Annotated in this window: 10 protein-coding genes; 8 read left to right on the top strand and 2 right to left on the bottom strand. The window is 71.2% G+C overall.

The genetic code is table 11. The features are described from left to right. A partial coding sequence (locus ACI2K4_RS11005) for a LacI family DNA-binding transcriptional regulator (protein ID WP_404510275.1) occupies nt 1–291 on the bottom strand: 291 nt, incomplete at its 3' end. A 114-nt stretch (nt 292–405) separates the two neighbouring features. On the opposite strand from ACI2K4_RS11005, the gene ACI2K4_RS11000 reads away from it, so the two are divergent. Further along, complete coding sequence (locus tag ACI2K4_RS11000) at nt 406–1,143, top strand: cupin domain-containing protein (RefSeq protein WP_404510274.1); 738 nt, start codon at nt 406–408, stop codon at nt 1,141–1,143. Between the two features lie 52 nt (nt 1,144–1,195). Here ACI2K4_RS11000 and ACI2K4_RS10995 read toward each other — a convergent pair whose 3' ends face one another. Beyond that, a complete protein-coding gene (locus tag ACI2K4_RS10995; RefSeq protein WP_404510273.1) occupies nt 1,196–1,504 on the bottom strand; it encodes a hypothetical protein in 309 nt (102 codons plus the stop codon). A gap of 222 nt (nt 1,505–1,726) precedes the next feature. On the opposite strand from ACI2K4_RS10995, the gene ACI2K4_RS10990 reads away from it, so the two are divergent. The 7 genes from ACI2K4_RS10990 to ACI2K4_RS10960 all read left to right on the top strand — a co-directional run bounded on the left by ACI2K4_RS10990 (nt 1,727) and on the right by ACI2K4_RS10960 (nt 13,002). After that, entirely contained in the window at nt 1,727–4,543 is a 2,817-nt protein-coding gene (locus tag ACI2K4_RS10990) for a BTAD domain-containing putative transcriptional regulator (protein ID WP_404510272.1), read from the top strand. 193 nt (nt 4,544–4,736) lie between these two features. Continuing rightward, the gene (locus ACI2K4_RS10985) at nt 4,737–5,663 is read left to right on the top strand and encodes an ABC transporter permease (protein WP_404510271.1); all 927 of its coding nucleotides are present in this window, start codon (nt 4,737–4,739) and stop codon (nt 5,661–5,663) included. 74 nt (nt 5,664–5,737) lie between these two features. Beyond that, nucleotides 5,738–6,742, top strand: coding sequence for an ABC transporter substrate-binding protein (locus ACI2K4_RS10980; protein ID WP_404510270.1), 1,005 nt, complete (start codon nt 5,738–5,740; stop codon nt 6,740–6,742). Nucleotides 6,743–6,749: 7 nt separating this feature from the next. Further along, nucleotides 6,750–7,538: an ABC transporter ATP-binding protein gene (locus ACI2K4_RS10975; protein WP_404510269.1), complete on the top strand. Its 789-nt coding sequence runs from the start codon at nt 6,750–6,752 to the stop codon at nt 7,536–7,538. Between the two features lie 116 nt (nt 7,539–7,654). Further along, nucleotides 7,655–8,752, top strand: a complete 1,098-nt coding sequence (locus ACI2K4_RS10970) for a hypothetical protein (RefSeq protein ID WP_404510268.1) — start codon at nt 7,655–7,657, stop codon at nt 8,750–8,752. 176 nt (nt 8,753–8,928) lie between these two features. Then, nucleotides 8,929–12,384, top strand: a complete 3,456-nt coding sequence (locus ACI2K4_RS10965; RefSeq protein WP_404510267.1) for a ThuA domain-containing protein — start codon at nt 8,929–8,931, stop codon at nt 12,382–12,384. A 300-nt stretch (nt 12,385–12,684) separates the two neighbouring features. Further along, nucleotides 12,685–13,002 (top strand): DUF6176 family protein, encoded by a 318-nt coding sequence (locus tag ACI2K4_RS10960; protein ID WP_404510266.1) that lies wholly within the window; start codon nt 12,685–12,687, stop codon nt 13,000–13,002. The last annotated feature ends 38 nt before the right edge of the window (nt 13,003–13,040 follow it).

Genomic DNA, 13,040 nt, shown 5'->3' with positions numbered 1-13,040 from the left:
GTTGCAGATGATGACGAGTCGGCCGTGTTCGGTGGCGACGCGTTGGAGGCCGCGGGTGATTTCGGCGAAGTAGGGGTCGGAGACGTCGTGGACGACGACGCCGACGGCGGAGCGGTGGTTGCGGGCGAGTAGTTGGGCGTGGGCGTTGGGGACGTACTGGAGTTCCTCGACCGCCGCCAACACCCGCTCCCGCAACTCCGGCGCCACCCGCCGGGCACTGCGACTGACGATCCGGGAGACGGTCGCCGGGGAGACCCCGGCCAGCCGGGCGACGTCGGCGAGTGTGGTCATCGGCGGCCTCCGTCCGGACCAGCCCCGACAGGCGTACGCGTTGACGGTCGTCAACGCCGGAGACTAGCGTCGAACGGGCCGCAGGAAAACCCTTTCCCATGAACGGTGGTCCGCATGACCGGCCAGTCCGAACCGTTTCCCCTGCCCCTGCCCGGTGGCGTCGGCGTCTCCCGGCTCTGCGTCTACGACACGGTCGCACCCGACGGCACCGTCGGCGGTACGCCGCACCTGCACCTCTGCTGCGCCGAGGCGTACGTGGTGGCGGCCGGCACCGGCCAGGTGCAGACCCTCACCCTGTCCGGCTACCGGGAGACCCCGCTGCGCCCGGGTGCGGTGGTCTGGTTCGCCCCGGGCACGATCCACCGCCTGGTCAACCACGGCGGGCTGGAGATCGTCGTGCTGATGCAGAACAGCGGCCTGCCCGAGGCCGGCGACGCGGTGCTCACCCTGCCGCCCGAACTCCTCGCCGACCCGACCCGGTACGCCGCCGCGGTGGCCCTGCCCGGCGGCGGTGCCCCCGGCGGCGACCCGGCCGCCGCGTACGCCCGACGTGACCTTGCCGTACGCGGCTTCGAGCGGCTCCGGGACCGGGCCGTCGACGGCGACCTCGCCCCGTTGCGGGAGTTCCACGCCGCCGCGATCCGACTGGTACGACCGCAACTCGACGCGTGGCGGGACCGGTGGCGCGCGGGCGCGCTGCGGGCGGCCGAGCAGACCGGCGAGCACCTGGACGCGCTCGCCCGGGGCGAGGCGCCGCACCTGGCCGACGCGGCGGTGCGTGAGTTCGCCGAGCCCCGGGAGCGGGCCCGGCAGGGCATGTGCGGGCTGCTGGACACCTACCCCGTGCACTGACGGGCGTGGTTCCCACCCCGCCCTTGCCGGGGAGCGGGGTGGGAACACACGTTCAGGCTGGGCGCCGCCGTCGCGCGGCCAGCGTCGAGGCCGGCACCCAGCCGAAGAAGCGCAGGTCCAGTTCCCGGGTCGAGAGCGCGGGCAGGTCGACCGCGGCCCGGTCCCGGAAGTGCCGCACGTACGTCACCAGCCGCGCGGGTTCGCGCCGGTAGAGCACCAGCAGTCGCCGCCGGGCCACCCGGCACGGCCACTCGGCCAGGCAGTCCACACACCGCCACCGCTCGTCGTTGCGGTGCACCGCGCTCAGGTCGTCGGTGTCGTCGCGGGTACCGGACATGTCCATCGTCGACGCAACGGCCATCTCGCGTCACCTCCTGCCGTACATACCAACACCGCTGTCGCCCGACGGAACGGACCCGTGGTGCGTCGAGGGTGGCGTACCCGTGACCGTGATCGGCGTTGCAGGATCACGCAAAGCCGTCAGCAACCGGGTAAAGGCGCGGATGGTACGTGCAACACTGTGGACAAACCTTCGGAGAAGCTTGAATTGCCTGTTCAAGCGGGGGAAGCGAGCGGGGCGACGGTGGCGGTGGAATTCGGACTGCTGGGAAACGTCGAAGCGCACCTCGCCGGTGACGCGGTCGAACTCGGCCACGCCCGGCAACGCAGCGTGCTGGCGGCACTACTGGTCGACGTCAACAAGGTCGTACAGGTCGAGCAGTTGGTCGAGCGGGTGTGGGCGGACCGGCGGCCACAGCGGGCCCAGAACGCGGTCTACGGATACCTGTCCCGCCTGCGCCGCTGCCTCTCCGGCGCGGACGAGGTCGGCCTCGGACGACGGGCCGGCGGTTACCTCCTGACCGCCGACCCGATGGTGGTGGACCTGCACCGCTTCCACCACCTGGTGTCGAAGGCGCGCGGCGCCGAGCGGGACGACGACGCCCTGCGCCGGTTCGACCAGGCGACCGCGTTGTGGCGCGGCGACCCGTTCGCCGGCCTGGACACCCCGTGGTTCAACAGCCTGCGCGAGTCGCTGGAGCAGGAACGGCTGGCCGTGGCGCACGACCGGGTCGACGCCGCGTTGCGCTGTGGCCAGCACGCCACGCTGCTCCCTCAGCTCACCCACCGCTCCGCCGAGCAGCCACTCGACGAACGCCTCGCCGGGCAACTCATGCTCGCCCTCTACCGCAGCGGCCGGCAGGCCGAGGCGCTCGGTCAGTACCAGCGGGTCCGGCACCAGTTGTCCGAGACGCTGGGCGTCGACCCCGGACCGGACCTGCGGGACCTGCACCTGCGCATACTCAACGCCGACCCCGCTCTCGCCGGCCGTGCCGAGTCGAGGGCGGTTGCCGCACCGGCGGTGGGCCCGGCCATCCGGCAGTTGCCCACCCCGCCGCCGATGTTCAGCGGCCGTACGCGGGAGCTGTCGGCGCTGACCGAGAGCTGCGACGGCCGGGCCGGCGAGCCCAGCGTCACCGTGCTGGCCATCAGCGGACCGGGTGGGGTGGGCAAGACCTGGCTGGCCCTGCGCTGGGCGCACGACAACACCGACCGGTTCCCCGACGGCCAGCTCTACGTCAACCTGCGCGGCTTCGACCCGTCCGCCGCGCCGATGTCGCCGCTGGTCGCGCTCCGCGGTTTCCTCGACGCACTCGGCGTGGCACCCTCGTCCGTGCCGGCCGACCTGGACGCGCAGGCCGGGCTCTACCGCAGCCTGGTCGCGGACCGGCGGCTGCTGGTCGTGCTCGACAACGCGCACGACACCGCGCAGGTGGTGCCGCTGCTGCCGGGCAGCCCGAGCTGCACCGTGCTGCTGACCAGCCGGCGTCGGCTCGCCGGGCTGGTCACCGCCCACGGGGCCCAGCCGCTCGCGCTGGACGTGCTGAGCCGGGACGAGTCGCAGGCGTTGCTCGCCCGGCTGCTCGGCCCGGCCCGGACGACGGCCGAGCCGGCGAGCGTGGACGCGATTCTCGACCGCTGCGCCGGGCTGCCGCTGGCGCTGGGCATCGTGGCGGCGCAGGCGGCGACGCATCCCGGATTCCCGCTCCAGGCCCTGGCCGACGAGCTGACCGAGTCGGGCACCCGGCTCGACGTACTGACCGGCGGGGATCTGAGCACCGACCTGCGTACGGTCTTCGCCGCCTCGTACCGGTCGCTGGGCCCGGAGACGGCGACCGTCTTCGGGTTGCTCGGTCTCGCCTCCGGGCCGGACATCGGTCTGCCGGCCGCGGCCAGCCTGACCGGGCTGCCACTCGGCCGGACCAGGGTCCGGTTGCAGGAGCTGCACGAGGCGCACCTGGTGCAGCAGGACTCCCCCGGCCGTTACCGGCTGCACGACCTGGTTCGCCTGTACGCGGCCGAGGTGGCCGAGCGGGACCACCCCGCCGGCGTACGCGAACAGGCGCTGCACCGGCTGCTCGACCACTACCTGCGCGGGGCCGGGAACGCGGCCCGGCTGCTCGACCCGGACCGGTATCCGGCCCCGGCCGACCCGCCCCCGCCACCGGCCACGGCTCCGGAACGGTTGGGCGGCCGGGCCGAGGCGCTCTCCTGGTTCCAGCGGGAGCACCTGGTGCTGCTGGGGGTGGTCGACTCGGCGGTGGACGCCGGTTTCGACTCCGACGCGTGGGACCTGGCGCGGGCCCTGGAGGGCTTCCTCGACGACCACGGGCACTGGCACGACTGGGCGGGGACCCAGCGGACCGCGCTCGGCGCGGCGCACCGGCTCGCCGACCGCACCCGGCAGGCGCACAGCTACCGCAGCCTCGGTCTGGCCTACACCCTGATGGGCCGGCTCGACGACGCCCACCTGCACCACCGCCAGGCGCTCGAGCTGTACGAGGAGCTCGGTGACCGGGCGCTCCAGGCGCACACCCACCGTGGGCTGGGCTGGGTCTGTGACCAGCAGGACCGGCCGAGGGACGGTCTGGCCCACAACCGGCGGGCGCTGACGCTCTACCGGGAGATCGGGGATCGCGCCGGGGAGGCCGTGACCCTGAACAACCTGGGCTGGTTGCACGTGATGCTGGCCGACTACACGGCGGCGTTGACGTACTGCACCGAGGCGGTGGCGCTGAACCGGGAGATCGGGGACCCGCACGCCGAGGCGGGTGCCTGGGACAGCCTGGGTTACGCCCACCACCACCTCGGCGAGTACGACCAGGCGGTCGACTGCTACCAACGCGCCCTGGACCTGGTCCGCGGCTTCCGCGACCAGTACAACGAGGCGGAGATCCTGGCCCATCTCGGCGAGACGCTGCGCGACCGGGGCGAGATCGAGGCCGCCCGGACGGCCCTGCGGGACGCGTTGGAGATCCTCACCCGGCTCGGGCACCCGAACGCCGAGCAGGTCGGCCTGCGCCTCGCCGCCCTGGGCCAGGGGGCGACCACCGGTTCGTAGTACGGCTCGTCGTGCGGACCACCGGCCGACCGATCCCGGTCATCGATCTCGGTGGTATCGATGATCGTTATGGGAAAGGCCTTGCCCAAAGTGGAGCATTCCTTCTACTGTCCCGAGAAAGCGCTTGCCCGAACCCCGAGCGCTCCACCGCCACCACCCCTGCGGGACTTCCGACCACCGAGGAGGAGACCCCGTGTCCGACCGCACCGACGAGGCCGTCGACCTGGCCACCCCGGTCGCGCCGCCCGATCCCGTGGCCCCGGCCGCCGGTGACCCCGGTTCGCGTACGCCGGTCGGGCGAACCGCCCCACCGACCCGGCCGATTATCGGCGGTCGCCTGGTCCGACTGGCCGAGGCGACCTGGCGCCCGGCGCTGCTGCTCGCCGCGCTGGTCGGCGTCTGGTGGTTCGTCGCGGCCCGCGAGTACGTGCCCAACTACCTGGTGCCGACGCCCGGTCAGGTCTGGACCACGATGGTCGACCAGTGGTCGTTCCTGCTCCGCAACACCTACGTCACGCTCTACGAGACGGTCATCGGCTTTGTCCTCGCCGCCCTGCTCGGCCTCGGTACGGCCATCCTGATCGCCTACTCCCCCACGATGGAGAAGGCGATCTACCCGATCGTGCTCTTCGCCCAGGTGATCCCGAAGATCGCGATCGCCCCGCTGCTGGTCGTCTGGTTCGGGGTCGGCTTCACGCCGAAGATCGTGCTGGCCGTGCTGATCGCGTTCTTCCCCGTGGTCATCTCCGGGGTGGCCGGGCTGCGCTCGACCGACCCGGAGCTGATCGACCTCGCCGCGACCATGGGCGCCGGCCCGTGGAAGACCTTCCGCCGGATCCGCTTCCCCAACGCCCTGCCGCACCTGATGTCCGGCCTCAAGGTGGCCGTGACGCTGGCCGTGGTCGGTGCCGTGGTCGGCGAGTTCGTCGGTGCCGACGAGGGCCTCGGGTACGTGCTGCTGCTGGCCAACGGCAACCTCGACGCCGCGCTGCTCTTCGCCGACCTGTTCCTGATGTCGCTGATCGGCATCGTGCTCTTCGTGGTCGTAGAGGTGGCCGAGGCGCTGCTCATCCCCTGGCACGCGAGCCGTCGCTCGGGCGTACCGCTGACCACGTCCTGAGGCCGACCGGAGCACGAACCGGAAGGCAGCACTTCCCGCCCGTACCGTCCCGACCGCACAGGAGGCGCACCGCCATGAGACGTCTCGCGTTCACCGCCACCACGCTGCTCCTGCTCGCCTCGGTCGCCGCCTGCGGCGGTGCCGAGGAGCAGCCGACCAACGCCGAGGGCCAGAAGAAGGTCACCCTCACCCTGAACTGGGTGCCGTACGGCGAGCACGCGCCGTTCTACTACGGCGTGCAGAAGGGCTACTACGAGGCCGAGGGGATCGAGCTGGAGATCAAGCCGGGCGGCGGCTCGGGCAAGACCATCCAGGCCGTGGCCCAGCAGCAGACCGACTTCGGCTGGGCCGACACCCCGCCGATGCTCAAGGCGATCGCCACCGGCATGAAGGTCAAGAGCGTCGGGGTGTTCCTCCAGAAGGGACCGACGTCGATCGAGTTCCTGGCCGACAAGGGCATCAGCAAGCCCGCCGACCTCAAGGGCAAGACCGTCGGCGGCACCCCCGGTGACGCCATCTACGCCACCTTCCCGGCCTGGTTGAAGGCGAACGGGCTGGCCGAGAGCGACGTCAAGGTGGTCAACCTGGACGCCGCCGGCAAGGTCGCCGCGCTGGCCGAGGGTCGGGTCGACGCGATCCAGGGCTTCTTCCACGACCAGGCGCCGACGATCGAGGCGAAAACCGGCAAGAAGGTCGACTACCTGCTCTACGCCGACTGGGGCATGAACATGCTCGGCACCGGGATCGTGGCCAACGAGGCCACCCTGAGCAAGGACCCCGAGCTGGTCAGGGCGTTCGTCCGGGCGACCCAGAAGTCGTGGGCCGAGGCGGCCAAGGACATCCCCGGGGCCACCGACGCGATGGTCGAGCTGGCCGAGAACGAGCCGGCCAAGGAGGTGCTGGTCAAGCAGCTCACGCTGGCCGTACCACTGCTCGACGTGGCGCCCGGCGCGGCGCCCGGGGTGAACCCGCCGACCAAGTGGACCGAGACCATCGACCTGATGAGCCGGTACGCCGAGCTCAAGGACGCGGGCGGACCGGAGAAGTACTGGGACAGCGCTTACACCAGCCAGGGATGAGTCGACGATGACCAGCGCCACCACCACCGGCACCGCGGTCGACCTGACCGACCTGACCGTACGTTTCCGGTCCAAGCGGTCGCAGACCACGGCGGTCGAGAACGTGACCCTGCGGGCCGAGCCCGGTGAGTTCGTCACCATCGTGGGTCCGTCGGGCTGTGGCAAGTCCACCCTGCTGAAGATCGTGGCGGGGCTGGTCCGGCCGACCAGCGGCTCGGTCTCGCTGCTCGGCCAGCCGGTCACCAGGCCGCAGCGGGAGATCGGCTTCGTGTTCCAGCGGGCCGCGTTGCTGGAGTGGCGTGGCGCCCGCCGCAACATCCTGTTGCAGGCGGAGATGCGCGGGCTGGACCGGAAGCTGGCCGCCCGGCGGGCCGACGAGCTGATCGAACTGACCGGGCTGACCGGTTTCGAGCAGGCGCTGCCGCACGAACTCTCCGGCGGGATGCAGCAGCGGGTGGCGCTCTGCCGGGCGCTGCTGCACCAGCCCCGGGTGCTGCTGATGGACGAGCCGTTCGGCGCGCTCGACGCGCTGACCCGGGAGCAGCTCAACACCGAGCTGAACCGGATCTGGCGGGAGACCGGCACCACCATCCTGCTGGTCACCCACTCCATCGCCGAGGCGGTCTTCCTCGGCACCCGGGTGGAGGTGATGAGCCCCCGACCCGGCCGGATCGTCCGTACGCTGCCGGTCGACCTGCCGCCCGAGCGGGCGTACGCGAAGGTGATGTCCGATCCCCGGTTCGACCGGCTGTCGGCGCAGATCAGGGAGCTGCTCGGGGCCGGGGCCAACCACTGATCGCCCCGCTGGGCGGGCACTCCGCCGACCTCGACCCGCCCCGGCGGTGGACCGCCGCCGCCGGGGCCTGGCTGGGGCTGGGCGCCGCCCCGGCGGCGCTGATCCTGGGCGCTGGCATGGCCGACCGGCACCACGGCGCGGTGCCCGTACTCGCGTTTGCCGGCGGGGCCGCGCTGATGGCGCTGCTCCTGCTCGGCCAGGGTGCGCTCGGGGTCCGCCCGCCGTACGGGGAGGGCGGCACGCTGACCGAGGTGGCGCCCCGCTACCTCGGCCGGAGCGGGCGGGCGGTGCTGAGTGTGGTGCTCGGGGTCGCGATGATCGGCTGGTTCGGTTTCAACGTCGGGCTGGGCGGGGCGTCGCTGGCCAGCGTGACCGGGCTGCCCGGCCCGGCCGGCGCGCTGCTGCTCTCCGGGGCGGTGCTCGCCGTCTCGTACGCCTCGCCCCGGCTCGGCAACCGGATCGCGGTCGGCACCACGCTGGCCGCGCTCGGGTTGGTGGCGGTCTGCGTGGCCCGGTTGCGGCCGGCGACCGCCCCGGTGACCCTGGAGCCGGGCGGCTGGAACACGGCGGCCGACATCGCCGCGATGGCCGGCTACGTCTCGGTGTTCGCGTTGCGCGCCCCGGACTTCAGCCGGGGCCTGGCCAGCCGGCGTGACCTGGGCTGGTGCGTACTGCTGCTGGTCGCACCGGCGGTGGCGGTCGGCGTCGCCGGGGCCGGGGTGTGGCTGCGTACCGGCTCCACCGACGTGGTCGCGGTGCTGGCCGGTACGCCCGGCGTCGCCGCGTACGGCAACCTCTTTGTCGCCGCGGCGGTCTTCGCGCCGGCACTGACCACGACGTACTCCGGGGCGTTGGCGCTGCGCGGCGGCTGGCCGGCGCTCTCGTCGACGGCCGCCATGCTGGTTGTCGCGGTGCCCGGCGCGCTGCTCGCCGTGGCCCGCTTCGACCGGCTGCTGCTGCCCTGGTTGGCGGTGCTCGCCGCGACGTTGCCGCCGCTGATCGTGCCGATGGCCACCGAGGCGTGGCGCCGCCGACGCGGCCGCCCGGCCAGACCGCTTCCGGTCTGGACCTGGCTGCCGGCGGGACTGGTGGCGACCGCGATGACCGCCGCCGGGCTCGCCGTTGCCGCGGTGACCGGGCTGGCCATCGCGACCCTGGCCACCGCCGCCCACATCGGACTCGCCACCCGGGTACGCGACGCCGACCCCACATGATCGATTACGGCAATGTCAGAAAAGCCTTTCCCGCTCTTTCACCGATCCGCGAATACGACTCCGGACCGGCCCCGAGCTTTACATATTGACCATTTCGGATTGGTTACGTAGGCTTGATCCGTCGGCGGCAGGAAAGCGCTTTCCATTTATCCGTCCCTATTACCGGGAGCGCCTGCATGAGACGCTTACGTTCCATCCCGGTCGCCCTGCTGGCGATCGCGGCCCTCGTCCTGACCATCGCCCCGGCGCCGGCCTCCGCATCGGCAGCGGCCCGGTTCCGGGTGCTGGTCTTCTCGAAGACCACGAACTTCTACCACGACTCGATCCCGGCCGGCGTCGCCGCGATCCAACAACTCGGGCTCGACCACGACTTCGAGGTCGAGGCGACCACCGACGCGGCCGCGTTCACCGATGCCAACCTGGCCCGGTTCGACGCCCTGGTCTTCAACAACACCAACTCGATCCCCGGCTCGGGTGACCTGCTCAACGCCGCCCAGCGGACCGCCTTCCAGAACTTCATCAGGCAGGGCGGGGGCTGGGTCGGGCTGCACGCGGCGACCGCCAGCGAACGGGACTGGACCTGGTACGAGGGACTGGTCGGCACGATCTTCGACCACCACCCCGACTTCAGCTCCACCGGCGGCGTCTTCCCGGGACGGATCAAGGTGCTGGACCGGGCCCACCCCTCCACCCAGACGCTGCCGGAGCTCTGGGAGCGCAGCGAGGAGTGGTACAACTGGCGCACCAACCCCACCAACAAGGTGCACACGCTCGCCCAGATCAAGGTCCGTGACGGGATCAACGGGCTGGACGAGGGCGTGGACCACGCGTACTCCTGGTGCCAGAACTTCGAGGGCGGCCGGTCCTGGTACACCGCCGGTGGGCACGCCTCCTCCTCGTTCAGCGAACCGCACTTCCTCAACCACCTGCGCGGCGGCATCGAGTGGGCGGCCGGCGCGGTCCCGGGCGACTGCGGGGCGACCAAGAGCAGCAACTTCCAGCGCGTACCGCTGGTCAGCGCCGACCTGGCCGACCCGTTCGAGCTGGCCGTGGCGCCGGACCGGCGGGTCTTCTACATCCAGCGCACCGGCGCGGTGAAGGTGATCGACCAGAGCAACCTGAGCCTCACCACCCTGGTCGACTTCGCCTACACCCCCGCCCAGACCAGCCAGTCCGACGGGTTGATCGGCATGACGCTGGACAACAACTTCGCCACCAACAACTGGATCTACCTGCTCTGGTCGGACAAGACGCTGAACCAGTTGAACCTCTCCAGGTTCACGGTCACCGGCAACTCCATCGCCCTGACCAGTGAGCGGCGGCTGCTGACCATCCCCACCTATCGCGGCGAGGGTCGGGCGAACTCGCACATGGGCGGCTCGCTCGCCATGGACAAGCAGGGCAACCTGTACGCGGCCATCGGCGACAACACCGACCCGTTCGACTCCAGCGGCTTCACCCCGATCGACGAGCGCAGCGGTCGGCGGGCCTGGGACGCGCAGGCCACCTCGGGCAACACCAACGACCTGCGGGGCAAGATCCTGCGGATCCGGCCACAGAGCGACGGCACCTACACCGTGCCGAGCGGCAACCTGTTCGCCCCCGGCACCGCCCAGACCCGCGCGGAGATCTACGCGATGGGCATGCGCAACCCGTTCCGGATCACCGTCGACCCGATCACCAACGCGGTACTGGTCGCCGACTACGGACCGGACGCGACGGCGGCGAACCCGAACCGGGGTCCGGAGGGAACGGTCGAGTTCAACCGGATCACCAGCGCCGGAAACTACGGCTGGCCGTACTGCATCGGCAACAACATCCCGTTCAACGACTACAACTTCGCCACCTCGACCTCCGGGGCGAAGTTCAACTGCTCGGCGCTGGTCAACAACTCGCCGAACAACACCGGGCTGACCAACCTGCCGGCCGCCCGCTCCGCCCTGGTCTGGTACGCGTACTCGGCCTCGGCCCAGTTCCCCGAGGTGGGCACCGGCGGTGGTGGCCCGATGGGCGGACCCTCGTACGACTTCGACCCGGCCAACCCCCGGCTGACCAAGTTCCCCCAGTACTACGAGGGCAAGTGGCTCGTCTACGAACTGACCCGCAAGTGGTTCAAGACGATCTCCACCCACAGCACCGCGCAGAGCTTCACCACCCCCCGGTTCGGCCCGACCGCCGTCGGTGACCTCCAGTCGATCAACGGTGTGCTCGGTGACTTCTCCTGGATCCAGCCCTTCGAGGCGGAGTTCGGGCCGGACGGCTCGCTCTACGTCATCGACTTCGGCGCCGGCACCGGCAGCGGCCGGGGCGGCACCAACGAGGGCGCCGGCATCTACCGGATCGACTACGTGGCCAACGGTCGACCGCCGGTGGCGAAGGTGGGCGTCAACCGGGACAGCGGCCCGGCGCCGTTGACCGTCAACTTCTCCAGCGCCGGCTCCGCCTCCGGCGACGGCGCCCCGATCAGCTACGCCTGGGACTTCGACGGCAACGGCAGCACCGACTCGACCGCCGTGAACCCGACGTACACCTACACCAACCGGGGCCGGTTCACCGCCCGGCTCACGGTGACCGGCACCGGCGGCGCCAACGCGGTGGCGACCACCGAGATCACCGTCGGCAACACCAGGCCGACGGTGACGCTGAGCGTGCCCAACGGCGGCTTCTTCGAGTTCGGCAACCGGGTGCCGTACACGGTGACGGTGACCGACCCGGAGGAGGGCACGATCGACTGCTCCCGGGTGATCGTGCAGACCCAGCTCGGACACGACTCGCACGCCCACCCGCTGGACAACTACACCGGTTGCTCCGGGGTCGCGGTGACCGACAGCAGCGCCGGTGACGGGCACGGGCCGGGCCAGAACCTCTTCACCCTGCTCACCGCCCAGTACACCGACGGCGGTGGCACCGGCGGCGTACCGGCGCTGGTCGGCTCGACCCTGGTGGAGTTGCAGGTGAAGAACAAGGAGGCCGAGCACTTCGACGGGGCGCACTCCGGCATCCAGGTGCTCGACCGGGCGACCGCCCGCGCCGGCAAGCGGCTCGGCGACATCGACCACAACGAGTGGGTGAGCTACAGCCCGGTCAACCTGCGGAGCATCAGCTCGGTCACGGTCGGGGCGAGTTCGGGCAGCACCGGCGGGAACATCGAGTTCCGGGCCGGCTCGCCGACCGGGCAACTGCTCGGCACCGCCACCATCCCGAGCAGCGGTGGCTGGGACAACGTCATCTCGCCGACGGTCAACCTGACCAATCCCGGCGGCACGTTCACGCTCTACGCCGTCTTCGTCAACCCCGCCCAGGTCGGCGGCACGCCGGACCTGATGTCGCTGGACTGGTTGCGGTTCAACGGCGCCGGCGTCAAACAGGAGAGCGGTACGACGGTGAGCATCACCGCCACCCCGACCTCCGGTACGGCACCACGGGCGGTCAGCTTCACGAGCAACGCGGTCGTCGCCCCCGGCCGGACGATCACCGACTACTCGTGGGACTTCGGCAACAACGCCGCGATCGTGCACGGCGCTTCGACGAGTCACACGTACACCCGGCGGGGCTCGTACACCGCCCGGTTGACCGTCACCGACAGCAGCGGGGCGACCACCTCGGCCCAGGTGGTCATCACGGTCACCTGACCGGCACTCGGTTGCCGTGGTGGCGCCGGATCTCGACGGTTCGCCCCGTCCGCGGTCCGGCGCCACCACGGGCGTACGGATGATCGGGTTCGCGCGCCGGGCATGACTCGCTCATCTCGTACACGAAAGAACGTGTACGTACACGTTCTTTGATGTAGCACCGATCCGAGTGACGGCTTCCCAGCCGGACGCCGATGGCCCGGGTCACAACCACTCCCGCTGGGTTCGAGGGGTTGGCGTCCGGCGACCTAGCCTGAACCGGCAAGTGCCATCAGGACGGGCAAGACGGGTGAGACGCCAATGATCAAGCTGAAGGTGCTCCGCATCCGCCCCGACAAGGTCGGCCGGCTCAGGGCATGGTTGGCCGAGGCCGGCGGTCGCGCGGACGAGATCCGGGAGACCTTCGTCAATGAGGGTGTCACCCACGAGCAGGGATTCATCCTCTCGACGGTGGACGGGCCGGTGCTCGTCTACGCGGTGGAATCGGCCGACTACGAGGCGGCGCTACGAGCCTTCGCGGAGTCGCCCTTCCCGATCGACGCCGAACACAAGACGGTGATGGCCGAGGTGACCGACGGCGAGCTGCCGGTGCCGCTCCTCCTCGACATCCACGTCTGACCCGGCACCGCGGCAGCACGACGCCCCCTGTCCCGGCC

The sequence above is a fragment of the Micromonospora sp. NPDC050397 genome (genome assembly GCF_044901685.1).
GTDB lineage: Bacteria > Actinomycetota > Actinomycetes > Mycobacteriales > Micromonosporaceae > Micromonospora_G.
This window is presented reverse-complemented; position numbering and strand designations above follow the sequence as displayed.